We start from the raw sequence: 21,948 nt of genomic DNA, 5'->3' as shown, positions 1-21,948 counted from the left end.
CATGCCATCCCAACGCCAGACCCCGGGCGGGCTCGCCGACAAACTGGCCCACGAACTGCATGTCCACCAGATCGAGCTGGCATCGCAGAACGATGAGTTGCGGCGCACACAGACCGACCTGTCTGTCGCGCGTGACCGTTACCGGGACCTGTTCGACTTCGCGCCGGTGGGTTATTTCACGCTCGACCGGGGTGGTGTCATCCTGGAGTGCAACCTGGCCGGCGCAACGTTGCTGGGAGAGCGCCGCGCCGCGTTGGAGGGCTGCAGTTTCTCGCGCTTTGTGTCGCCCGCCGACGGCGATCGCTGGCACCTGTTCACCCGGAAGGTGCTGGGTGCTGAGGGGCCGCACCGCATTGAGCTGGCGCTGCAGAGAGCGGACAGTCCAGATGCTTGGCATGGCCAGATCGACTGCCAGCAGATGGCCCTGCCGGGCCAGGAGTCGACGCTTTGGGTCATGCTGACCGACGTCACCGCGCGGGTCCTCGCCGACTTTGACCAACGTGTCGCGGCCCTGGACACGGAAGCGCGCGAGCTGGAGCGGCAGCGGGTGGCGCTGGCGCTGCACGAAGACCTGGGGCAGCGGCTGAGCGCGCTGAAGATGGAGCTGGCGAGCCTGTCGCACAGCGAAGACATCGCCGCCTGCCGCGAACGGATCGGTGCCCTGATGGCATCGCTCGACGATGCGATGTCCACCGTGCGCCGCATCACGCAGGACCTCCGGCCGCCCATGCTCAACGATCTGGGGCTGGCTGCTGCCATTGAATGGCTCGCGCACGACACCGCCCGCCGCGTGGAGCTGTCTTTCACGCTGTCGCTGGACACTGTGGCTCCGGACATGGGCGAGCAGACCCGGCTGGCGCTCTACCGCTTCGTCCAGCAGGCCATTGCCCTGCTGGTGTTCGACGCAGGCAGCACCGAACTTCACATCGGAACCCACTGTGCGCCTGGCCGTTTTGTGCTGGTGCTGCGTTCCCGGTGGCCATGCCAGGCGACGTCCAGCACCCCGTCGCTGGACCCGGATGCCGCCCGCATCCTGGAGCACCGGGCACGGATCCTGGGAGGTCGCCTGATGATCAACCTGCCGCGCGACCCTCAGGGGTGGATCCATCTGGAACTGGTCATGCCCCTGGCGGAGCGGCCAGGCACCGGTGCACTGCTCGGAGATTGCCGATGAACGAACCTTCGATGAAGACCTTGCTCAGCCTGCTGCTGGTCGATGACCACACCGTGGTGCGCGAAGGGCTCAAGCGGCTGATCGACCCGCAAGCCAACCAGTGGAGCATCACCGAGGCCGGCACCGGCTTTCAGGCGATCGAATATCTGCGCCGCCAGCCCTTCGACCTGGCCATCGTCGATCTGTCCATGCCCGGCATGAGCGGGCTGGATCTGACGCGCCGCATCAAGAGCGAGTTCCCATCGGTGGCGGTGCTGGTGCTCACGATGCACAGCGAGGAGCAATACGCCATCCGCGCACTGCAGGCCGGCGCCAATGGCTATGTGACCAAAGACAGCGCGGCCACCGAGCTGGTGGCCGCCGTGCGCAAGGTGGTGTCGGGCGGCGTGTTCCTCTCGGCACAGCTGGCCGAGCGGGTGGTGCTGCAGCTCAATGGCCAGAGCCAGGTACCCGACCTCCAGATGCTCACCAACCGGGAACTCGACATCCTGCAGCGCATCGTCAGCGGCCAGCGCCCGGTGGACATTGCCGATGCGCTGCACCTGTCGATCAAGACCGTGAGCACGCACAAGAAGCGCATCCAGGAAAAGCTCAAGCTGGACAGCACGGCTGCCCTGATCCGCTTTGGTCTGGAACACCGGCTGGGCAACGAACTCATCGACCCCTCTGTCGACGACAATTGAGACCCCGGGCGCCGGCTTGGGGCATTCGATGGCTTTGAGAGGTGCGATGACAACCCACAATAAACCGACCGCGAGCCCATCCGGCGACACAGATCCGGGGGCAGCTCGCGATGCCAGCGGGCCCGTCCACCCCGCCTTCAGCGCCTTTCCCGTGGTGGCGATCGGCGCTTCCGCTGGCGGGCTGGAGGCTTTCGAGCAGTTCTTCCGCGCCATGCCTCCCGACAGTGGCATGGGTTTTGTGCTGGTGCAGCACCTGGACCCCACGCACACCAGCATCCTGTCGGAAATTCTCCAGCGCAGCACGTCCATGCCGGTGGTCGAGGCGAGCCACCAGTTGCCGATCGAACGCAACCACGTGTATGTGATCCCGCCCAACCGCGACATGGTCGTTGAGCGCGGCGCGCTGAGCCTGAGCGTGTCGTCGCGCCAACGCGGCGGGCAGATGCCGATTGACCGCTTCTTCCGTTCGCTGGCCGAGGACCAGGGCGAGTCCGCGGTGGGCATCGTGTTGTCCGGCACCGGCACCGACGGCACCCTGGGAATGCGGGCGATCCACGGCGCCGGCGGCCTGTGCCTGGTGCAGGACCCGGCCAGCGCCAAATACGACGGCATGCCCGCCAGCGCCATCCAGGCGGGTTTCGCCACCCAGGTGCTGGCGGTGCAGGACATGCCCAAGGCACTGGACGCCGACGCGCGGTTGCGCCGCCTCATCTTGCAGAACCAGAGCGCCGCTGCCGCCGACAAGCGCCTGACGCGTGTGCTGATGCGTCTGCGCACGGCCACTGGCCACGATTTTTCCCAGTACAAGAGAAGCACGCTGGGGCGCCGCATCGCACGGCGCATGGCCCAGCATGGGCTGGTGGACATCCCGGACTACGAGCGCTACCTCGCCGAGCACCCGGACGAGGTCCAGGCCCTGTTTCAAGAGATGCTGATCAACGTCACCAGCTTCTTCCGCGATCCCGAGATCTTCGGGTATTTGAAAGCCAACGTGCTGCCAGGCCTGCTGGCGGACCGGGCAATGGGCGACCCACTGCGCATCTGGGTGGCCGGCTGCGCCACCGGCGAAGAGGCCTATTCCCTGGCGATACTGCTGCGCGAACTGGCGGACGAGCAGCACCTGGACCTGCCGGTGCAGATCTACAGCACCGACATCGATGCCGAGGCCATCGCCATCGGCCGCGCCGGCCTCTACCCGCCCAACATTGCCGAGGATGTGTCGCCCGAGCGCTTGCGCCGGTTCTTCCTGAAGGAAGACAAGGGCTACCGCGTGCGCAAGGAGATCCGCGAGATGGTGGTGTTTGCGCTGCAAAGCGTGATCAAGGACCCGCCGTTCACCCGGCTCGATGTGCTCTCGTGCCGCAACCTGCTGATCTACCTGGAGCCCGATCTGCAGGACCGGCTGATGCCGATATTTCACTACGCGCTCAAGCCCGGTGGCGTGTTGTGCCTGTCGCCGTCGGAGAGCATCGGCAGCCACCAGGACCTGTTTGAAACGGTCGAGCGCAAGTTCAACATCTACCGCGCCAAGACCACCCTGGCCTCGCGCCGGACCCTGCTCAACAGCCGCATCGCCTGGACCCCCGAGGGCATCCCGTCAGAGCCGGGCGCGGCTGGCCCGCGCCTGCTGCGCGAAACTTCGGTGACCGAGCTGGCGCGGCGCGCGCTGCTGCAGGCTTTCGCGCCGGCTTCGGTGCTCACCGAGCTCAACGGCGACATCCTCTACGTGCACGGCGAAACGGGCAAATACCTGCGCCTGGCGCCGGGCCAGCCGTCGAACAACATCCTCGACATGGCGCGCGAAGGCCTGGCGCTGGAGCTTCGCGAGGCCATGCACCAGGCGCAGGCCGAAGGCCGGCCGACGGTGGACCGCGAGATCGCCGTGCACAGCCCCGACGAGACCCAGCCGGTGGGTCTGAGCGTGCGCGTGCTGAACGGGCCTGGCCCTGGCCACAAGCTGCTGCTGGTGAGCTTTCGCGAAATTCAGAGGCCGGTGGCCCGCCGCGGCGTGCGCAAAAGCAAATCGGGCCTCTCAGCCGAAGCCTTGCGCATTGAGGAACTCGAACGCGAGTCGATGCTGAGCAAGCAGAGCATGGGCGCGATGGTCGAGGAGCAGCAGGCGTCCAATGAGGAACTGCAGAGCACCAACGAAGAGCTGCAATCCACCAACGAAGAGCTGCAGTCCACCAACGAAGAGCTGGAAACCTCCAAGGAAGAACTGCAGTCGGTCAACGAGGAACTGGTCACGGTCAACTCCGAGCTGCACAGCAAGGTGGAGCAGCTGACCAGCATGCAGGACGACATGAAGAACCTGCTGGACAACATCAGTGTCGGCGCCATCTTCCTGGACCGCGAGCTGCTGATCCGCCGCTTCACGCACGACGCCACCAGCGTGTACCGCCTGGTGGCCACCGACCTGGGCCGCCCGCTGGCCGACATCCGCAGCGAACTCAAGGACGTGGACCTGCTGGCGGACGCGCGCACCGTGCTGGACACCTTGACGCCCATTGAGCGCGAGGTGCAGGCGGGTCGCGTCTGGTACCTAGCGCGCATCCAGCCCTACCGCACCATGGACAACGTGATCGACGGCGTGGTGATCACCTTCAACGACGTGACCGAGCGGGTGCAGGCCATCGCCGCGCGCCGCGCCCGCGATCTGGCGGAAGCCATCGTGGACACGGTGCGCGAACCGCTGGTGGTGCTGGACCAGCAGCTGCAGATCGTGACCGCCAACCGCGCCTACTGGAGTCGCTTCGGTGGTGATCCGGCGGGCGATGTGGGCCACAGCCTCTACCAAACCGGCGCCGGGCAGTGGGATTTCGACACCATGCACCAGTGGCTCGATGCGATGGGGTCACCCGAGCGCACGATCAAGACCCTCGAACTGGTGCATGACTTCCCTGCGCTGGGACAACAGAACCTGAAGATTTCCCTGCGTCGGGTGAGCGAAAAGGGCGGCCACACCGATCTGGTGCTGCTGAGCATCCAGGTGCTCTGACCTCTGGGTTCAGCCGACTCGGATGTTCTCGAACTGCCCGGGGTCGTCCAGGTCCAGATCCTCGGCAAACAGGGTGTCGCGGCAAGGGATGGCTTCGCCGTTCAGGAACTGGCCGGCGCGCGCAGGTGTGCCAGGAACCAGTCGGCCGCGAGCGCGGCCACACTCTCCAGCGCGCCGGGCTCTTCGAACAGGTGGGAGGCCCCCGGCACCACTTCCAGCCGTTTGGCGCAGCGCAGCTGGCGCAGCGCCCGGTGGTTGAGCTCCAGCACGTCCACGTCGTCGCCGCCCACGATCAACAGCGTTGGCGCCTGCACCAGAGGCAGGTGCCCCTGGGCGAGATCGGGGCGCCCGCCGCGGGAGACCACCGCGGCGATGTCCTGGGGCCGATCCGCCGCGGCCACCAGCGCGGCTGCCGCACCTGTGCTGGCGCCGAAAAGGCACACCGGCAAGCCCGAGATGTCTGCGCGTTGCCTGGCCCACCGCAAGGCAACTTGCACTCGCTGGCCCAGCAGCGCGATGTCGAACACCTTGCGCCGGTCGTGCGCTTCGTCCGGCGTCAGCAGGTCGAACAGCAGGGTGGCCAGGCCCTGCCGTTGCAGCGCGCGGGCCACCCAGCGGTTGCGCTCGCTCAGGCGGCTGCTGCCGCTGCCGTGCGCGAACAGCACCAGTGCTCGGGCCTGGGGCGGCACCGCCAGATCGCCCTGCAGCGCCAGGCGGGTGCCCGAGTCGTGGTCCAGCGAGGTGCCGTGCAGGTGCGCCAGCACGCGCCGCGCGCGCAGCAACGCCACACCGCCACCGGGAACGATGCCTTCCTCGGTGGCCGCGCGGGTGGCGTACAGCGCGTCCTGTTTGGCACTCATGCGAAAGTCGTTTTGTGAATCCAGCGGGTGGCGTGCTGTGACAGCAATGTGCACATTGTTTCGCCGCGTGGCGGCCCGGGATTGAGCGCACTCAACGGCGCTGCAGTTCGCGGCCGGATCCGTCTGGCGAGGGGGCCGGTTGCAGCGAATGGGGGTGGCGCTTGAAGTCGCGCCCGGTTGGTCCCGCATGCACCGTTCAGTGGCTGACCTGCTCAATGCCGGTGCCGGAATCCGCACCGCCGTTCGCCTGCTGCACCTGGGCCTCGGCCGTCAGCCAGTCATCGAGTTCGTGCCCGGGCTCACAGCCGCGTGCTTCGAAGCACGCATAGGCGGCCTCGCGTATGGCCTGCTCACGATCCAACGACCCCTGCGCCAGAGGCGCCTCGGATCCTTCGTTCAGTTCCGGCGAAGGGGTCGTGTTCGTGGACTTCGCTGCGCGTGCAGTGGTCCTGGTGGTTGCCGGTTGTCGTGCCATCTCGTGTCTCCTGTGAAGGGGGTTGATGAACGCACAGGCATTGCCACGCAATGACTGCACCGGGCAAACATAAGACGCTGTCAATGCCGGTCCATTGCGTTGACTCAATGCACGGGCCCCTGCGGGGCGCTCGGGCGATGAGCGGCGGCAGTGGTTCTCCACGCTGTCCACCGACCGGCCAACCTCCTGCGCTGGGGTCTTCTTGCTGGCAGGGTGCGGGTCGGCTTCGGGGCTGGGTGGATCACACTCAATGCCATGAAGGTCCCTCGCGCCCAATTCCGCAATTTCCTGCGCCCCTGGGTGTCCCGTGGTGGCGAGACGGCACCGGACATCAAGGTCGAGCGGGTCGAAAGCAACGGTGACCACAAGCTCAAAGCGGCAACACGGTTATGCCAGCCGCAGCCTCTGGCTGGATCAGCCGGTGGACCAGGCCAAGTCCCAGGCCAGGCACGAAAACGGTGTGCTCGAACTGACCTTGCCCAAGAAGGCCACCTCCACCACCAAGCGCCTCACCGTTTCTTCAGAACCGGGGCCGGAAGCGGGTGCGACCAACCGCCGGCCCGTATTCGGGATGCCTGAACTTCGGGTGTCGGCAACCTAGCGACGGGTGGGCTGATCAAAGTGCGCAGTGCGTCTGCATCGGGTGTTTCCTGCTGCAGCAGCACACGGGCGCAACGTTCCAGCACCTCACGCCGGTCCTGCAGCAGGTGGGTGGCCTGCTCAAAGGCCTGCATCCCGGTGCTTCGCACCGCTTCATCGATGCGCTGCCGGGTCTCGGGTCCTGGCTGCCAGCCGTTCTGCGCCCGGCCGGGAACGTCCAGAAACGCCGGGCGCTGGGGTTCGCGGGCCACGTGGCCCAGCGTCTCGACCATGCCGTAGCGCGTGGCCATGTCGTTCGCGATCTGAACCGGCTCTGCGCTGCGCCACGACGGACCTTCATCACATCCACGGCTGTCAGGGTCTCCGCGGCGCCGCCGCGGCATTTGAGCGCCTTCCTGTAAGGTTCTGTTCTTCCCCCCGACTCATCCCTACCCAACCCGAGGACACCGAGATGAAGAAGGAACGCAGAACCTTGTTGAAGCAACTGGGCGCCGTGCTGGCCGCGGTCGGCTTGCCGGCCGCAACCCCGCACGCCGCCGAACCCCCATTTCCGTTGAAGAAAACCGCCCCCGAGTGGAAGGCGATCGTGTCGCCAGCGGCCTACGACGTGCTGTTCGAACACGGCACCGAACGCGCCGGCAGCAGCCCGCTCAACGCCGAGAAGCGTCCGGGTCGTTATGTCTGCGCCGCCTGCAACCTGCCGCTGTTCGACGCCGCCCACAAGTACGAGAGCGGCACCGGCTGGCCGAGCTTCTGGCAACCGCTGCCCGGCGCGCTCGGCACCTCCACCGACTTCAAGCTGATCTACCCGCGCACCGAATACCACTGCAGCCGCTGCGGCGGACACCAGGGCCATGTCTTCAACGACGGCCCCAAACCCACTGGCAAACGCTACTGCAACAACGGCGTGGCGCTGGCTTTTGTGCCCCAGGGCGCCGCGCTGCCGGCGCTGCGCAGCTGAACCTTCCGGAGAACCCCATCATGAACATAACTATCCGTGCGCTGGCCCTTGCGGCCTGGCTGGGCGCCCTGGCCGCGACGGCCCAGGCGGCCACCGCCACGGCGGTCTTCGCCGGCGGCTGCTTCTGGTGCATCGAGGCGGACTTCGAGAAACTCGCCGGCGTGACCGGGGTGGAGTCGGGCTACACCGCGGGGAAGACCGCCAACCCGACCTACGAGCAGGTGAGCAATGGTCACACGGGCCACACCGAGGCGGTGCGCGTCATCTACGACCCGGCGAAGGTGAGCTACGCCGAGCTGGTCGAGTATTTCTGGCGTCACATCGACCCCACCGTGAAAGACCGCCAGTTCTGCGACATCGGCAGCCAGTACCGCAGCGGCATCTACTGGGGCAACCCGGCCGAGCGCCAGGTGGTGGAAGCCAGCCGTGACGCCCTGCTCAAGAGCGGCCGGTTCAAGGCCATCCACACCGAGCTCGCGCCCGCCAGCACCTTCTACCTGGCCGAGGACTACCACCAAGACTATTACAAGAAGAACGCAGTGCGCTACAACTACTACCGCTACAGCTGCGGGCGTGACGCGCGCGTGAAGTCGCTCTGGCAGTAGCCCCGTCTGGGGGCCTCCCGAACGCCCGGAGTGGCCCGGACCCGGTGGTAGCATTCCTGCTACTTTTCACTACAAGGGGCGGGGAATGAGGGATTCGGACAATTTCGCCGAAACGGTGATGATGGACGCCCAGCCACCGGCGCCGGCGCACCGGCCGCAGACGCTGGACATCCGTTTCACCGGCTCGGGCAGCGAATACTTCCGGATCTGGATCGTCAACCTGCTGCTGACCCTCGTCACGCTCACGCTCTACCTGCCCTTCGCCCGCGCGCGGCGCATGGCCTATTTCCAGAACAACACGCTCGTCGGTGGCGACCCGCTGGGTTTCCATGCCGATCCCTGGAAGATGTTCCGCGGCTACCTGCTGGTGCTCGTGCTCGGCCTGGGCTACTGGGCGGTGTCGAACTTCATGCCGACGTTTTCCTGGGTTGCGCTGGTGGTGTTCATGGGGCTGTGGCCGCTGCTGTGGCGGTCTTCACTGCAGTTCCGCCTGCGCAACACCAGCTGGCGCGGTGTGCGCCTGAGTTTCGTGGGCGACATCCCATCGGCCTACCTGAGCATGCTGCCGATGTTCCTGCCCGCGCTGGCCTTTGTCGTGCTCCTGCCCGAACCCGTCGAGGGCGAGGCGGTCGCAGAAGAGAGCGCGCGCTACGCCGCTGCCGTGGTGGGGGCCGTGGTGCTGGTGTTTGTGTTGTTGCTGCCCTGGCTCTGGGCACGCATCAAGCGCTACCAGCACGGGGGCTACACCTTCGCCCAGGAGCGGACCGAGCTCACCGTCGGCGTGGGCCGGTTCTACGGCCTGTTCTTCAAGATCCTGGGCGTGGCGCTGGTGGTGATGCTGGTGGTGGGCAGCGTCATGGGTGCGGCCTTCGGGGTGATGATGCTCATGGGCATGACCAACTGGGCCGAGCTGGGCAGAGGGGGCGGGGCGGTCGCCGGCCTGCTGGCCGCGGTGGTTTTTGGCGTCATCGTGTTGATGGCCTATGTGCTGATGCCGCTGACCGTGGGCTCGTACACGACCTCGCGCCTGCAAAACCTGCTCTGGTCCCACACCCGCAGCCCGAAGATCCAGTTCCGGAGCGACCTGCGCCTGGGCCCGCTGTTTCGCGTCGGCCTGGTCAACTGGCTGCTGATCGCGCTCACCCTCGGCCTCTACTGGCCGTTTGCCAAGGTGCGCCTGGCGCGCGTCAAGCTCGAAGCGATGGCGCTGGTGGTGCAGGGTGATGTGGACGAATGGGTGGCCGATGCGCAGCCGGCGGGCAGGGGTGTGCTGGGCGATGCGGCGGGCGACTTCTTCGGCGTCGACATGGGGCTGTGATGGAGGCGGGCGCATCCGGGGTGATCCGGACCCAGTGGTTTGACGGGCGCAGCCCGCGTGGGCGCTCGGTGACCCTGCGGGTGCAGGGCGACGAGCTGCTGCTGCGCACGCACGATGGCCTCGTCGAACACCACTACCCGCTGAGCGGCGTGCGCTGGCCCGAGCGCCGCAGCCACGGCCAGCGCCAGACCGGGCTGCCCGATGGTGGCCTGATCCAGCACGCCAGCGCCGCCGAGTGGGATGCCTGGTTTCAGGCCAGCGGTCTGCGCGAGGGCGCCGTGGTGGGCTGGATGCAGAGCTGGCGCGCCACCTTCGCCGCCATGGCCGGCACGGTGGTGTTTCTCGCCGCGGCCTGGGTCTGGGGCGTGCCCTGGCTCAGCACCACGCTGGCCCGACTGGTGCCGCAGTCGCTGGAGAACCAGATCGGCGAGCAGAGCCTGGCGCAGCTCGACCGCCTGTTCCTCGAACCCAGCCAACTGCCGGCCGCGCGGCAGGAAGCGCTGCGCCAGCGCTTTGCCCGGGTGGTTGAAACCGCCCATCCCGAGGGCGATGCACCGGCCTGGCAACTCGCCTTTCACCAGAGCGGGGTCCTGGGCGCCAACGCCTTTGCCCTGCCCGGTGGCAGCATCGTCCTGACCGACGAGCTGGTGGAATTGCTGGACGACCAGCCCGATGCGCTCGTGGGCGTGCTCGCGCACGAGCTGGGCCACGTGCAGCACCGCCACGGGCTGGACCTGATGGTGCGCGCCAGCCTGGTCAGCGCACTGGTGGGTGTGGTGCTGGGCGACGCCAGCGGCTTCCTCGCCACCGTGCCCGCCACCCTGGCCACGCAGTCGTATTCGCGCGATGCCGAGCGCGAAGCCGACGCCCACGCGGCGCAGATGCTGCACGCGAGCGGCATTCATCCGGCGGTGATGGCGATCTTCTTCGAGCGCATGCTGATGGAGGCCAATGGCCCGGACAAGGTTTCGGGCCAGCCGGTGGATGCGCGCGATGACGAGACCGGAGCGGGCGTGTCACTGCCCATCGCCATCTCCAGCCATCCGGACCATGCCGAGCGCATCCGCTTCTTCCGCGAGTGGCAGGCGCCCGGCCCGCGTTGAGATTTTCCCCCCGGGCCGCAGCGCCTGTTGCGGTGACCGCACAGCGGGTGTGTGTCGTCGGGCGTATGCTGAGCTCAACTTGTTTTCTGCACCCCATGGACGCCTTGACCCAGCCCTCTGCCGAACCCGTTTTCACCGCCCGTGGCCTGACCAAGGTCTACGGCGAAGGCGACACGGCCGTCCATGCCTTGCGCGGTGTGGACCTGAACATCGTGCGTGGTGAGTTCGTGGTGCTGCTGGGCGCCTCGGGCAGCGGCAAGTCCACCCTGCTCAACATCCTGGGCGGGCTGGACACGGCCACCGCCGGCTCGGCGCGCTGGACGCACGCGGGCGAAACGCACGAACTCATCGGCGCGGGCGACGCCGAACTCACGCGCTACCGGCGCGAACACGTGGGCTTCGTGTTCCAGTTCTACAACCTGATCCCCAGCCTGACCGCGCGCGAAAACGTGGCGCTGGTGACCGACCTGGCCGAAGACCCCATGAAGCCCGAGGACGCACTCGCGCTGGTGGGCCTGGGCGGGCGCCTGGACCACTTCGTGTCGCAGCTCTCGGGCGGTGAGCAGCAGCGCGTGGCGATTGCGCGCGCCATCGCCAAGAATCCCGAAGTGCTGCTGTGCGATGAGCCGACCGGCGCGCTCGATTGCGCCACCGGCGTGATGGTGCTGCAGGCGATCGAACACGTGAACCGCGAACTCGGCACCACCACCGTCGTCATCACGCACAACGCGCCGATCGCCGAGATGGCCGACCGCGTGCTGCGCCTGGCCGACGGCCGCATCGTCGAGACCCGCGTCAACCCGCACAAGGTGCCGGCGTCCACGCTGAGCTGGTGAGCAGCGCATGAAGGCGATCCACATCAAGCTCTGGCGCGACCTGAAGCGCCTGCGCGCGCAGGTGGCCACCATCGCCATGGTGGTGGCCATCGGTGTGGCCGGGTTTGTGGGCATGTTCTCGGTGCACCAGTCGCTGCAGGGTTCGCGAGATGACTTCTACCGCGACAACCGGCTGGCCGATGTGTTTGCCAACGTGAAGCGCGCGCCGGTGCATCTGCGCGAGCGCCTCGCCGCGCTGCCCGGTGTCGCCGAGGTCAAGCTCGACGTGCTGTTCGACGCGCAGATCGACCTGCCGGGCGTGCTGCCGCCGGTCACCGGGCGCTTCATCGGCCTGGACCTGGCGCGCGCCCACGCCGGCCGCCAGGGCATCAACACACTCACGCTCAAGCGCGGGCGCTGGCCCGAGCGCGAGGGCGCGCTGGAAGCGCTGGTGAGCGACCGCTTTGCCGCCGCGCGCGGGCTGAACCCTGGCGACACGGTGCACGCGATCCTGAACGGCAAGCGCGAGCGCGTGCACCTGGTGGGCACCGCCGCGTCGCCCGAGTACGTGTTCGCCTCGCAGGGCGGCGCGCCCGACGACCAGTCCTTCGGTATCTGGTGGATCGACGGCGCACGCATGACCCAGGCCTTCGACATGCAGGGCGCGTTCAACCAGGTGTCGCTGCGGCTCGACGCGGGCCAGGCCACGGCGCCGGTGCTGGCGCAGGTGGACCGCTTGCTGGAGCCCTACGGCGCTTTCGGCGCGGTCGGGCGCGACAAGCAGCTCTCGGCCAAGATCGTGGGCGATGAGCTGGACCAGCTCCAGGTCATGGGCACGGTGCTGCCCGCCATCTTCCTGGCGGTGGCGATGTTCATCCTCAACGTGGTGCTGAGCCGCCAGGTGGCCACGCAGCGCAGCCAGATCGCGGCGCTCAAGGCGCTGGGCTACAGCGACGGCGCCATCGCGTGGCACTACATCCAGCTCGCGCTGGCCATCGCCGGACTCGGCGTGGCGGTGGGGCTGGGCCTGAGCCAGCTCATTGGCCGCGGCATGCTCGGGCTGTACGACGAGGTGTTCCGCTTCAACGGACTCACCTACGAGACCAGTGCCTGGCTGGTGGTGGTGTCGGCGCTGCTCGCCGCGGCCGCTGCGGCGGCGGGCACCTGGAACGCGATCCGCGCCGTGGTGCGGCTCAAGCCCGCGCAGGCCATGCAGCCGCCCGCGCCGCCGGCCTACCAGCCCACGCTGGTGGAGCGGCTGGGGCTGCGCCGTTTTGTCAGCACCGGCGCGATGATGGTGATCCGCAATTTCGAACGCCGCCCGATGCGCGCGGCCTTCACCGTGACCGGGATCGCACTTGCGGTGGCGTTGCAGATTTCCGGTGCCTTCTGGATCGACGCGATCGCGCACATCGTCGACGTGCAGTTCCGCCAGGTGCAGCAGGGCGATGTGCTGGTCAACTTCCACCGCCCGGTGCCCGTGAGCGTGGTGCAGGACCTCAAGCGCCTGCCCGGCGTGATCGACGCCGAGCCCTACCGCACCGAGCCGGTCCGCGTGCGCCTGCGCGGGCGCAGCGAAGACACGGCGCTTACCGGCTACCGCAGCGACGCGCAGCTGATGCGCGTGGTGGATGAAACGCGCGGCGCGGTGGCCATGCCGGCGCACGGCGTGGTGCTGTCCTCGCTGCTGGCGCGCGCGCTCGATGCACGCGTGGGCGACCGCATCGAGCTGGAGTTCCGGCTCTGGAACCAGCAGCGGGTCGAGGTGCCGGTGGTGGACATCGTGCACACCATGTTCGGCCAGCTGCTCTACATGAACCTGGACGCGATGAACGCGCTGGCGCGCGACGGCAACGGCGTGGCCGACGCGGCGCTGCAGGTCGATCCGATGGCGATGGACGCGTTCTGGGGCGCGGTGAAGGCCGCGCCGGTGATCAGCTCGGTGTTCGACAAGGCCGGTACCATGGCCGCCTTCAACAAGACCACCTCGCGCAACATGGGCGTGTTCAGCGGCATCCTCACGCTGTTTGCGGTCGCCATGGCCGTGGGCATCATCTACAACGCGGCGCGCATCGCGCTCTCCGAGCGCGCCTGGGAGCTCGCCAGCCTGCGCGTGCTGGGCATGACGCGGGCCGAGGTCTCGGTGCTGCTGCTGGCCGAGCTCGGCGCCGAGCTGCTGGTGGCCCTGCCCATCGGGGCGCTCACCGGCTGGGGGCTGGCCTCGCTGATGATGCGGCTGATGGCGTCGGACAGCATCGATTTCCCGGTGGTGATCGAGCCGTCCACCTACGCTTCGGCCGCGCTGATCGTGCTGGCGGCGGGCATTGTCAGCGCGCTGCTGGTGCGCCGGCAGATCGACCGGCTGGACCTGGTTTCTGTCTTGAAGGTACGCGAATGAATCAACAAAAGAGTCCCTGGAAAACCCCCCGGCGCTGGGCCATCGTCGGACTGGCCTTGGTGGCCGCCGCCGCGCTGCTCTACGCGGTCTACCGGCCCCGGCCGATCACCGTGGAGGTGGCCACGGTGACCACCGGCAGCTTCGAACAGGTGATCGAGGAGGACGGCCAGTTGCGCCTGAAAAACCGCTACGTGATCACCGCGCCCACCCTGGCCCAGTTGCAGCGGCCCACGCTCAAGGTGGGCGATCCGGTGCGCGCGGGCGACGTGGTGGCCCGGCTCGCGCCCACAGCGCCCCAGTTGATTGACGCACGCACGCGCACCGTGCTGCAGCAGCGCGTGGGCAGTGCCGACGCAGCGCGCCGCGCGGCCGCGGCGCAGGTGCAGCGGGCGCAGACCGCGCTCGCGCAGGCCTCGCTGGAAGCGGGCCGGGCCGAACAGCTGGCCCAGCAGGGCTTCATCGCCCCCTCGGCCCGTGACCAGGCCGATCTGGCCCGGCGTTCGGCGCAGCAGGCCCTGGCCGCGGCCCAGGCCGAGCAGGCCATGGCCAGCTTCGCGGTGGCCGAAGCCCGCGCCGCGCTCAGCCAGGCCGATCCCGCTGCGGGCGAACGGCCCACCGGCCTGTGGGAGATCAGGAGCCCGGTGAACGGCCAGGTGCTCAAGCTGCACCTGGACAGCGCAGCCCCTGTCACCGCAGGCCTGCCGCTGCTGGAGATCGGCGACATTGCGTCCATGGAAGCGGTGATCGATGTGCTCTCGGGCGAGGTGCGGCAGGTGTTGCCCGGTGCGCCGGTGCAACTCTCCACCGGCAGCGGCGCACCCCCGCTGCCCGGCACGGTCACGCGGGTCGAGCCGGTGGCCTTCACCAAGGTCTCGGCCCTCGGCATCGAAGAGCAGCGCGTGAACGTGGTCGTGGGGCTGGCGGCGCTGCCCACGGACGCCGCGCGCCTGGGCGACGGTTTCCGCGTGGACGCGCGCATCACCGTGTCGTCGCAGGCCGATGCCGTGCTCGTGCCCAGCGCGGCGCTGGTGCGCGATGGCGAGCATTGGCGCGTGTACGTTGTCGAAGCCGGCAAGGCGCGCGCGCGCGCGGTGGTGTTCAACGACCGCAACGCCGACATGGCCTGGATCAAGGACGGTCTGCGCGAGGGCGAGACCGTGCTGCTCTATCCGGGCAGCATCGTCACCGACGGACAGCCGGTGAAGGAGCGGTAACCCCCGCAGCCCCCAGGGGGCGGCACTGGCCGTCCGGCAAGCCGGCCCGGCGGGGTGCCCTGGGCTGGGTCCGTTCGCGCATTGGCAGGTGGCCAGCGGACGTCCGTTCAGCTCACCAGAGCAAGGGTGCGGCAGCGCACAGACGTGCCGCGGGCCCGGCTTTACCGTGTCAGCAATGGCACTGGACATGAACCCGGTCTGCCATGCGGTGCAGCCTCCGGTTGCGCAGCCCGTTCAACCTCTGCACAGAAAGTACCCCATGATCACCAAACAACGCTTCTCCGTTCTTCTTCTGGCTGCTGCGGCCTTCACCACCATGGTGGGTTGCGCTGCGACCGGCAAACAAGAGAGCACTGGCCAGTATGTCGACGACACCGTCATCACCACCCGCGTGAAGGCCGCCATCTTCAAGGAAGAAACCCTGAAGTCGGCCGAGATCAACGTCGAGACCTTCAAGGGCGCCGTCCAGCTCAGCGGCTTTGTGAATTCCCAGGCCGATATCAACCGCGCCGTTCAGGTCACGCAGGGCGTGCCCGGCGTCAAGTCGATCAAGAACGACATGCGCATGAAGAAATGACCGGCGGGCTTCGGCCCGGCATTGCCTCTCCAATCTGATGAGGTCACCCCCATGAACACACACATTCCTTTTGAATCCCGCTGGCTGACGCTGGCCGCTTCGCTGACCCTGGTCGCGGGCCTGAGTGCCTGCGCCGGCATGTCGCGCCAGGATCAGAACACCGCCATCGGAGCGGGCGTCGGTGCCGTGGGCGGCGCCGTGCTCACCGACGGCAGCGCGCTGGGCACCCTGGGTGGCGCTGCCATCGGCGGTGTCATCGGCAACCAGATCGAAACCGACGACGACCGCTATCGCCGTGACCGCCGCTACCGCAGATGAATGGCCTGTTGCCCTTCACTTCAACCCACCGAAAGAAATCCATGAGCAATCCCATCAGCACTTTGGGCGATGACGCCTCTTCCCTGGCCAGCTCGGTCGCCAACTCCACCGAGCACGCCATACGGAACACCCAGCGCGCGGCCCAGCAGGGCATCAACCAGCTCGCCAGCAACCTGGACGGCGCGCGCAGCCAGACCAGCAACGCGCTCCATCATCTGGTGAGCGACACCGAAGCGCTGGCGCACCGCGGCATGGACGCCGTGCGCGACGGCGCCGGCCAACTGCGCGAAAAATCGCTGCATGTGAAAGACGCCACCACCAGCTACATCCAGCATGAGCCGGTCAAGTCGATGCTGATGGCCGCTGCCGTGGGCGCAGCGCTCATGGGCCTGGTGGCCCTGTTCAGCCGCCATCACAGCGGTCACAACGGTCGTTGAACCCGGAGCGCTTGCCATGATCCACCCCGTGTTCCGCCTGGCGGCTTCGCAGCCCCTGTTGCTCGCGGAGCACGCGGCGGCTTATGCGAGCCTGCTCGGTGAAGAGCTGGTGATCGGCAGCGCGCGCCTGAAGCGGCGCCTGGCGTTCCAGCTGGCGGGCGCTGCCTGCCTGGTGGTGGCCACCATCCTGCTGGGCGTGGCCCTGCTCCTGTGGGCTTCGCTGCCCTCGGCCGGCTGGCGTTTCCCCTGGCTGTTTGTGCTCACGCCGGTGTTGCCGGCGGTGCTCGGCCTGTGGGCGCTGTGGCAGGCGCAGGACCGTGAGGCTGTCGAACCGTTTGCCAGCCTCCGCCTTCAACTGGCCGAGGACGCTGCCCTGTTGCGCAACCCGGGCACCCCATGAACGACACCCCTGTACCTTTGCCACCGGCCTCCCCACCCACAGCGGCCGGGCACGCACACACCAGCTCGGCCAGCGCCCGGCTGGAAAGCAACCGCCAGCGCTTGTCCGGCTGGCTGGAACAGGATCGCCGTGCCCATGCCTCGTATGGCTGGGTGGCGGCCGCGGCGCTGCCCGTGCTCAAAAGCCTGGGCACGCACCCCGTGGCTTCGCTGGCGCTCGGCGCGCTGGCCCAGGGCTGGATGCGGGATTCACCCGCCACGCTCCCCGGCCCGCCGCTGAAAACCCACGCGCTGGGTGCGGCACTGGCCGTGGTGCGCCGCCATCCCAAGACCAGCCTGGCGGTCGTGGTCATCGCTGGCGCTGCCCTGCTGTGGAGCGGTCGACGCCGCAGCAGCCCTTCCTGATCCCGACCCCAACCCGAACCCAAGGAACCACCATGCTTTACACCATCGCCGTCGTCCTGCTCATCCTCTGGTTGCTGGGCCTCGTCACCGCCACCACGATGGGCGGTTTCATCCACGTCCTGCTGGTTATCGCCGTCGTCATGGTGCTGCTGCGCGTGATCAGCGGGCGCAGTCCGCTCTGAATCGGCATCATCCGGTGTGCTGGCTGCGTGTGTCAGCGCACAGACGCCGCCCGCGAAGGCGGCTAGGGCGTGTTAACACTAATTGCGACGGAAGTCACCGGATGTGAAACTGCAGGCATGGAGATCACACCCGAGCAATTCAAACGCATCGAACACTGCTTGCCCGTGCAGCGCGGCAACGTCAGCCTGAGCAATCTGCAGGTGGTCAACGCCATGTTGTATGTTGCCGAACACGGCTGCAAGTGGCGCGGACTGCCCAAGCGGTTCGGTAACTGGCACACGATCTACACGCGCATGCGGCGCTGGACCAAGGCGGGTGTGCTGGACAAAATGTTCGAGGAGCTGCAGCGCGAGCAGCTGGTGCGCGTGAAGATCGAGGCGGTTTCGCTGGACTCCACGAGCATCAAGGTGCACCCCGATGGAACAGGTGCTCTAAAAAAACGGCCCACAGGCCATTGGCAAGTCCCGAGGCGGATGGAACACCAAGATTCATATGGTTGCCGCGGATGCTCGAACGGCCGTGACGTTCTGCCTGTCGCCTGGACAGGCCCACGATGCGCCCGAGGGCAGACGCCTGCTGCAAAGCCTGGGGCCTGCGAGCCGTCCAATTCACTTGCTCATGGATCGCGCCTATGAAGGCAACGAGACTCGCCAGCTTGCCCTTGATCTGGGATTTATCCCGGTCGTGCCTCCGCTGAGGACCCGGATCGAGCCTTGGGAATACGACCGGGCGATGTACAAGCGCCGCAACGAGGTCGAGAGACTGTTTCGGCGCTTGAAGGGTTACCGTCGCATCTTCTCGCGGTTCGAAAAGCTCGATTCGATGTTCCTGGGCTTTCTCAGCTTCGTTCTGGTGGCCGACGGCCTTCGTGGTTTGTGTTAACAGGCCCTAGTGTTTGCCCATGTCGCCACGGGCGGCACCCACCCGAGATCCTGATGTCCGAGACCCTTCCACGCCCCGGCGTCCCTGAAATTCCGGGCAAGCCGGGTGAACCCACCGAGTCCAGCCGGCGCAGCGCCCTGCTCAAGGCCGGTGCGCTGCAGAACGCCATCCTGAACAGCGCCAATTTCTCGATCATCGCGACCGATGAAAAAGGCATCATCCAGCTCTTCAACGTGGGTGCCGAGCGCATGCTGGGCTACCGCGCCGACGAGGTGGTCAACCGCGTGCGCCCGAGCGACATGCACGACCCGCACGAGGTGCATGCGCGCGCCACGGCCTTGAGCCTGGAGCTCGACACACCGATTGCGCCGGGCTTCGAAGCCCTGGCCTTCAAGGCCTCGCGCGGCATCGAAGACATCTACGAGCTCACCTACATCTGCAAGGACGGCAGCTGGTTCCCGGCCATCGTGTCGATCACCGCGCTGCGCGACGACTACGGCGACATCATCGGCTACCTGCTGATCGGCACCGACAACTCGGTGCGCAAGCGGGTGGAGCAGCAGCTCAACGAGGCTGTGGACGCGGCCGAAAAAGCCAACCAGGCCAAGACCGATTTCATCTCCAGCATGAGCCACGAGCTGCGCACGCCGCTCAACGCCATCCTGGGCTTTGCGCAGCTGGTCGAAACGGGTACGCCTGCGCCCACGCCGACGCAGCAGCGCAGCATCGGGCAGATCCTGAAGGCCGGCTGGTACCTGCTGGAGCTGATCAACGAGATCCTCGACCTCGCGCTGATCGAGTCCGGCAAGCTCACGCTCTCGGGTGAGCCGGTCTCGCTCACCGAGGTGCTCGCCGAGTGCCGCGCCATGGTCGAGCAGCAGGCGCAGCAGCGCGGCATCGGCATGGTGTTTGCGCGGCTGGAGTCGCCGCGCTACGTGAAGGCCGACCGAACCCGGCTCAAGCAGGTGCTGATCAACCTGCTGTTCAACGCCATCAAATACAACCAGCCCGGCGGCCATGTGACGGTGGCCTGCACGCTGAGCCCGCCCGATGCGGTCCGCATCAGCGTGCGCGACACCGGTCCTGGCTTGGTACCCGCCCAGCTGGCCCAGCTGTTCCAGCCCTTCAACCGGCTGGGTCAGGAGTCCGGCACCGAAGAGGGCACCGGCATCGGTCTGGTGGTGACGCAGCGGCTGGTGCACCTGATGGGTGGCCAGATCGGTGTCGACAGCACGCCCGGCGTGGGCAGCGTGTTCTGGGTCGAGATGGCTCTGACCGCGGCGCCGCAGCAGGCCGAGCTGGACGCGCTGCCCATTGGCCCACCGCGTCCCGAAGCGGCGCCAGGGACGCCACAACACACCGTGCTGTATGTGGAAGACAACCCGGCCAACCTGGAGCTGGTCGAACAGATCATCGAGCGCCGCGAGGGCATGCGCCTGCTGGGCGCGGCCGATGCCAGTCTGGGCATCGAGTTCGCCCGCGTGTACCAGCCCGAGGTGATCCTGATGGACATCAACCTGCCCGGCATCAGCGGCATCGAAGCACTGAAGATCCTGCGCGCCGACCCGGCCACCGCCCACATTCCGGTGATCGCGCTGAGCGCCAACGCCGTGCTGCGCGACATCCAGAAAGGGCTGGAGGCGGGTTTCTTCAACTACCTCACCAAACCCCTCAAGGTCGCCCAGCTCATGGATGCGGTCGATGCGGCCCTGCACGTTGCTGTAACCACCAGCGGCCCCGCCGCGCACCAGGATTCCGCATGAACCTCACCCCGCAAGAGCGGCTCAATGCCCGCATCCTGATCGTGGACGACCAGCCGGCCAACGTGAGCCTGCTCGAGGAAATGCTGCAGGGAGCCGGCTACAGCCGGGTGTCCAGCACCATGGAGCCCGAACAGGTCTGCGCGATGCACCGCAACGCGCCGTTCGACCTGATCCTGCTCGACCTGCAGATGCCGGGCATGGACGGCTTCCAGGTGATGGAAGGGCTCAAGGCCAGCACCGCCGAAGACGACTACCTGCCGGTGCTGGTGATCACCGCCCAGCCAGGCCACAAGCTGCGCGCGCTGCAGGCCGGCGCGAAGGACTTTGTCAGCAAACCGTTTGACCTGGTCGAGGTCAAGGCGCGCATCCACAACCTGATCGAGGTGCGCCTGCTGTACCGGCAACTGTCACGGCACAACCACTTCCTGGAACAGCTGGTGCAGGAGCGCACCGCTGAGCTGCGCGAGAGCGAGGCGCGCTACCGTGCCCTGACCGAGCTGGCCACCGACTGGTACTGGGAGCAGGACGGCGAGGGCCGTTTTACCAAGGTCTCGGGGCCGGTGCTGGAGATGCTGGGTCTGCAGGTGGATGCCCTGAACGCCGAGAACAGCGGGGACCTCATCGACAGTGGATGGAACCCGGTTGAACGCGAGGCGCTGCGAGCCCGCATCGCGGCGCGCAGCCCGTTCCTCGACATGGTGCTGAGCCGTGTGATGCCCGGCGGTGTGGTCCGGCAGTACCGCGTGAGTGGCACGCCGATGTTCGACGCCAGTTGCACGCTGATCGGCTACCGCGGGTTTGGCGTCGAGATCCTGGGGTCAACCAAGTAAATCCGCACCGGCTTTTCATGGTGCCGGAGCACGATCCGGACGCCTGAAGCAGCCCCCAACCCAGCGCACCGCCGGGCCGGCTTGCCGGACGGCCAGTGCGCCTTGCAGGTCGGCCGCAGCCTCGCCAGAGGCGAGGCTTCTTCGGGCTGTCCAAGCCTGCGCAGGCAGGCTCGGAGCCGCGGCCCTCAGCCCCCCAGGGGGGGTAGCGCGAAGCGCTGCAGGGGGGACCCTTTACTCGCGCGGCTCGCCGTCGCGGTTCACAGTGATACTGCGGCCGGGAGGAGAGAGCATCTGGGCGCGGTGCGTGTTGCCGCGGAAGCGGTAGGTCACGTCATAGTAGGCGGGCTCGCTGCTGACGTTGTTGTTGGTGCAGCGTTGCACGTCCTGCGTGCTCACCGGGTTGCCGTAGCGGTCGCGACCGACCTGGGACCCGATCGCCGCACCGGCCACCACACCACCCGCCGTGGCGATGTCGCGACCACTGCCGCCACCGATCTGGTGACCGATCACGCCGCCGATGACGGCGCCCACGAGCGCACCACCGACATTCGGTGCCTGACGCTGCTGCACCTGTTCGCGTTCGATCCAGCAACGCTGCTGGGACTGCCCCATCACGGCGCGGACCGACAGCACCTCGGCCTCAAACAGGGGCTCGTTCTGGCGGCGGCGGAAGTCGCGTCGTTCCTCGCGGCGCTCTTCACGGGTCATCTCGCGCTGGCTCGGGTAGGGCTGAACCTGCACCGGGGCCTGGGTCATCGGCTGCTGTTCGTAAACCGGGTAGGGCACGGCGCAGCCGGCCAGGCCCAGTGTGGCGACGGCGGCCAGCGAAAAGGCTGTCTGCCGGAGGGAGAAACGGTGTGAAGGGTGTGTCATGGGGAGTCCTTTGTGTGAAGGGAAGCGTCGCGGATCGCCATTCACGGTAATCCCCGAAAAGCGCCCGGTCTGTGCGC

General features: G+C 67.5%; 23 protein-coding genes. 19 read left to right on the top strand and 4 right to left on the bottom strand.

Annotated elements, in window-relative coordinates; all coding sequences use genetic code 11:
- The first annotated feature begins 1 nt into the window (after position 1).
- From AC23D4_RS07785 to AC23D4_RS07775, 3 genes are read left to right on the top strand one after another with little or no spacing between them, the layout of a single operon-like run.
- Positions 2-1,174, top strand: a complete 1,173-nt coding sequence (locus tag AC23D4_RS07785) for a PAS domain-containing sensor histidine kinase (protein WP_472889615.1) — start codon at positions 2-4, stop codon at positions 1,172-1,174.
- On the top strand, positions 1,171-1,857 hold the full coding sequence (locus tag AC23D4_RS07780; RefSeq protein ID WP_472889616.1) for a response regulator: 687 nt from the start codon (positions 1,171-1,173) through the stop codon (positions 1,855-1,857). The genes AC23D4_RS07785 and AC23D4_RS07780 overlap by 4 nt, the downstream gene beginning before the upstream one ends.
- Positions 1,858-1,903: 46 nt before the next feature.
- Positions 1,904-4,855 carry a chemotaxis protein CheB gene (locus AC23D4_RS07775; RefSeq protein WP_472889617.1) on the top strand — a complete coding sequence of 984 codons (2,952 nt, stop codon included), beginning with the start codon at positions 1,904-1,906 and terminating at the stop codon, positions 4,853-4,855.
- 101 nt (positions 4,856-4,956) lie between these two features.
- Here the strand turns inward: AC23D4_RS07775 and AC23D4_RS07770 are convergent, their stop codons facing one another.
- The 3 genes from AC23D4_RS07770 to AC23D4_RS07760 form a co-directional block, all read right to left on the bottom strand.
- Positions 4,957-5,715 carry a dienelactone hydrolase family protein gene (locus tag AC23D4_RS07770; protein WP_472889618.1) on the bottom strand — a complete coding sequence of 253 codons (759 nt, stop codon included), beginning with the start codon at positions 5,713-5,715 and terminating at the stop codon, positions 4,957-4,959.
- A 196-nt stretch (positions 5,716-5,911) separates the two neighbouring features.
- Complete coding sequence (locus tag AC23D4_RS07765; RefSeq protein ID WP_472889619.1) at positions 5,912-6,190, bottom strand: DUF2934 domain-containing protein; 279 nt, start codon at positions 6,188-6,190, stop codon at positions 5,912-5,914.
- A 509-nt stretch (positions 6,191-6,699) separates the two neighbouring features.
- A complete protein-coding gene (locus AC23D4_RS07760) occupies positions 6,700-7,080 on the bottom strand; it encodes a hypothetical protein (protein WP_487623718.1) in 381 nt (126 codons plus the stop codon).
- A 161-nt stretch (positions 7,081-7,241) separates the two neighbouring features.
- Here AC23D4_RS07760 and msrB point away from each other — a divergent pair, with 161 nt between their 5' ends.
- The 16 genes from msrB (at position 7,242) to AC23D4_RS07680 (ending at position 20,998) form a co-directional block, all read left to right on the top strand.
- Positions 7,242-7,751 (top strand): peptide-methionine (R)-S-oxide reductase MsrB, encoded by a 510-nt coding sequence (gene msrB, locus AC23D4_RS07755; RefSeq protein WP_290969526.1) that lies wholly within the window; start codon positions 7,242-7,244, stop codon positions 7,749-7,751.
- Between the two features lie 20 nt (positions 7,752-7,771).
- Positions 7,772-8,356, top strand: a complete 585-nt coding sequence (msrA, locus tag AC23D4_RS07750) for a peptide-methionine (S)-S-oxide reductase MsrA (protein ID WP_472889621.1) — start codon at positions 7,772-7,774, stop codon at positions 8,354-8,356.
- An 85-nt stretch (positions 8,357-8,441) separates the two neighbouring features.
- Positions 8,442-9,674, top strand: coding sequence for a YjgN family protein (locus tag AC23D4_RS07745; RefSeq protein WP_472889622.1), 1,233 nt, complete (start codon positions 8,442-8,444; stop codon positions 9,672-9,674).
- Entirely contained in the window at positions 9,674-10,777 is a 1,104-nt protein-coding gene (locus tag AC23D4_RS07740; RefSeq protein WP_472889623.1) for a M48 family metallopeptidase, read from the top strand. Before AC23D4_RS07745 ends, AC23D4_RS07740 begins: the two co-directional genes overlap by 1 nt.
- Before the next feature lie 95 nt (positions 10,778-10,872).
- Positions 10,873-11,613 carry an ABC transporter ATP-binding protein gene (locus AC23D4_RS07735; protein ID WP_472889624.1) on the top strand — a complete coding sequence of 247 codons (741 nt, stop codon included), beginning with the start codon at positions 10,873-10,875 and terminating at the stop codon, positions 11,611-11,613.
- Between the two features lie 7 nt (positions 11,614-11,620).
- Positions 11,621-13,990, top strand: a complete 2,370-nt coding sequence (locus AC23D4_RS07730) for an ABC transporter permease (protein ID WP_472889625.1) — start codon at positions 11,621-11,623, stop codon at positions 13,988-13,990.
- The gene (locus AC23D4_RS07725; RefSeq protein ID WP_472889626.1) at positions 13,987-15,204 is read left to right on the top strand and encodes an efflux RND transporter periplasmic adaptor subunit; all 1,218 of its coding nucleotides are present in this window, start codon (positions 13,987-13,989) and stop codon (positions 15,202-15,204) included. Before AC23D4_RS07730 ends, AC23D4_RS07725 begins: the two co-directional genes overlap by 4 nt.
- 259 nt (positions 15,205-15,463) lie before the next feature.
- Complete coding sequence (locus AC23D4_RS07720) at positions 15,464-15,781, top strand: BON domain-containing protein (RefSeq protein ID WP_472889627.1); 318 nt, start codon at positions 15,464-15,466, stop codon at positions 15,779-15,781.
- A 51-nt stretch (positions 15,782-15,832) separates the two neighbouring features.
- A complete protein-coding gene (locus tag AC23D4_RS07715; RefSeq protein WP_472889628.1) occupies positions 15,833-16,099 on the top strand; it encodes a YMGG-like glycine zipper-containing protein in 267 nt (88 codons plus the stop codon).
- 41 nt (positions 16,100-16,140) lie between these two features.
- The gene (locus tag AC23D4_RS07710; RefSeq protein ID WP_472889629.1) at positions 16,141-16,536 is read left to right on the top strand and encodes a hypothetical protein; all 396 of its coding nucleotides are present in this window, start codon (positions 16,141-16,143) and stop codon (positions 16,534-16,536) included.
- Between the two features lie 16 nt (positions 16,537-16,552).
- Entirely contained in the window at positions 16,553-16,936 is a 384-nt protein-coding gene (locus AC23D4_RS07705; RefSeq protein WP_472889630.1) for a hypothetical protein, read from the top strand.
- Positions 16,933-17,340, top strand: coding sequence for a PRA1 family protein (locus AC23D4_RS07700; protein WP_472889631.1), 408 nt, complete (start codon positions 16,933-16,935; stop codon positions 17,338-17,340). Before AC23D4_RS07705 ends, AC23D4_RS07700 begins: the two co-directional genes overlap by 4 nt.
- A 32-nt stretch (positions 17,341-17,372) precedes the next feature.
- A complete protein-coding gene (locus AC23D4_RS07695) occupies positions 17,373-17,522 on the top strand; it encodes a lmo0937 family membrane protein (RefSeq protein WP_472889632.1) in 150 nt (49 codons plus the stop codon).
- A gap of 117 nt (positions 17,523-17,639) precedes the next feature.
- A protein-coding gene (locus tag AC23D4_RS07690; RefSeq protein ID WP_487623622.1) for an IS5 family transposase occupies positions 17,640-18,405 on the top strand; the annotation gives its coding sequence in 2 pieces (ribosomal slippage) (positions 17,640-17,959 and positions 17,958-18,405; 768 coding nt in all).
- A 53-nt stretch (positions 18,406-18,458) separates the two neighbouring features.
- Positions 18,459-20,168: a PAS domain-containing hybrid sensor histidine kinase/response regulator gene (locus AC23D4_RS07685; RefSeq protein ID WP_472889635.1), complete on the top strand. Its 1,710-nt coding sequence runs from the start codon at positions 18,459-18,461 to the stop codon at positions 20,166-20,168.
- Complete coding sequence (locus AC23D4_RS07680; RefSeq protein WP_472889636.1) at positions 20,165-20,998, top strand: response regulator; 834 nt, start codon at positions 20,165-20,167, stop codon at positions 20,996-20,998. Before AC23D4_RS07685 ends, AC23D4_RS07680 begins: the two co-directional genes overlap by 4 nt.
- Before the next feature lie 231 nt (positions 20,999-21,229).
- On the opposite strand, the gene AC23D4_RS07675 is transcribed toward AC23D4_RS07680, so the two are convergent.
- The gene (locus AC23D4_RS07675; RefSeq protein WP_472889637.1) at positions 21,230-21,871 is read right to left on the bottom strand and encodes a glycine zipper 2TM domain-containing protein; all 642 of its coding nucleotides are present in this window, start codon (positions 21,869-21,871) and stop codon (positions 21,230-21,232) included.
- Positions 21,872-21,948 lie beyond the last annotated feature (77 nt).

This window comes from Hydrogenophaga sp. L76, assembly GCF_057654755.1.
The sequence above is the reverse complement of the archived record's forward strand: the minus strand, read 5'-3'. Positions and strand labels throughout refer to the sequence as shown.

Excerpts from the sequence above, each read along its gene's own strand:
- AC23D4_RS07675 (WP_472889637.1), bottom strand. The coding sequence starts at position 21,871 with ATGACACACCCTTCACACCGTTTCTCCCTCCGGCAGACAGCCTTTTCG.
- msrA (WP_472889621.1), top strand. The coding sequence starts at position 7,772 with ATGAACATAACTATCCGTGCGCTGGCCCTTGCGGCCTGGCTGGGCGCC.
- AC23D4_RS07760 (WP_487623718.1), bottom strand. The coding sequence starts at position 7,080 with ATGGCCACGCGCTACGGCATGGTCGAGACGCTGGGCCACGTGGCCCGC.
- AC23D4_RS07730 (WP_472889625.1), top strand. The coding sequence starts at position 11,621 with ATGAAGGCGATCCACATCAAGCTCTGGCGCGACCTGAAGCGCCTGCGC.
- AC23D4_RS07740 (WP_472889623.1), top strand. The coding sequence starts at position 9,674 with ATGGAGGCGGGCGCATCCGGGGTGATCCGGACCCAGTGGTTTGACGGG.
- AC23D4_RS07715 (WP_472889628.1), top strand. The coding sequence starts at position 15,833 with ATGAACACACACATTCCTTTTGAATCCCGCTGGCTGACGCTGGCCGCT.
- AC23D4_RS07735 (WP_472889624.1), top strand. The coding sequence starts at position 10,873 with ATGGACGCCTTGACCCAGCCCTCTGCCGAACCCGTTTTCACCGCCCGT.
- AC23D4_RS07765 (WP_472889619.1), bottom strand. The coding sequence starts at position 6,190 with ATGGCACGACAACCGGCAACCACCAGGACCACTGCACGCGCAGCGAAG.
- msrB (WP_290969526.1), top strand. The coding sequence starts at position 7,242 with ATGAAGAAGGAACGCAGAACCTTGTTGAAGCAACTGGGCGCCGTGCTG.
- AC23D4_RS07775 (WP_472889617.1), top strand. The coding sequence starts at position 1,904 with ATGACAACCCACAATAAACCGACCGCGAGCCCATCCGGCGACACAGAT.
- AC23D4_RS07745 (WP_472889622.1), top strand. The coding sequence starts at position 8,442 with ATGAGGGATTCGGACAATTTCGCCGAAACGGTGATGATGGACGCCCAG.
- AC23D4_RS07695 (WP_472889632.1), top strand. The coding sequence starts at position 17,373 with ATGCTTTACACCATCGCCGTCGTCCTGCTCATCCTCTGGTTGCTGGGC.
- AC23D4_RS07710 (WP_472889629.1), top strand. The coding sequence starts at position 16,141 with ATGAGCAATCCCATCAGCACTTTGGGCGATGACGCCTCTTCCCTGGCC.
- AC23D4_RS07700 (WP_472889631.1), top strand. The coding sequence starts at position 16,933 with ATGAACGACACCCCTGTACCTTTGCCACCGGCCTCCCCACCCACAGCG.
- AC23D4_RS07770 (WP_472889618.1), bottom strand. The coding sequence starts at position 5,715 with ATGAGTGCCAAACAGGACGCGCTGTACGCCACCCGCGCGGCCACCGAG.
- AC23D4_RS07780 (WP_472889616.1), top strand. The coding sequence starts at position 1,171 with ATGAACGAACCTTCGATGAAGACCTTGCTCAGCCTGCTGCTGGTCGAT.
- AC23D4_RS07705 (WP_472889630.1), top strand. The coding sequence starts at position 16,553 with ATGATCCACCCCGTGTTCCGCCTGGCGGCTTCGCAGCCCCTGTTGCTC.
- AC23D4_RS07785 (WP_472889615.1), top strand. The coding sequence starts at position 2 with ATGCCATCCCAACGCCAGACCCCGGGCGGGCTCGCCGACAAACTGGCC.
- AC23D4_RS07720 (WP_472889627.1), top strand. The coding sequence starts at position 15,464 with ATGATCACCAAACAACGCTTCTCCGTTCTTCTTCTGGCTGCTGCGGCC.
- AC23D4_RS07725 (WP_472889626.1), top strand. The coding sequence starts at position 13,987 with ATGAATCAACAAAAGAGTCCCTGGAAAACCCCCCGGCGCTGGGCCATC.
- AC23D4_RS07685 (WP_472889635.1), top strand. The coding sequence starts at position 18,459 with ATGTCCGAGACCCTTCCACGCCCCGGCGTCCCTGAAATTCCGGGCAAG.
- AC23D4_RS07680 (WP_472889636.1), top strand. The coding sequence starts at position 20,165 with ATGAACCTCACCCCGCAAGAGCGGCTCAATGCCCGCATCCTGATCGTG.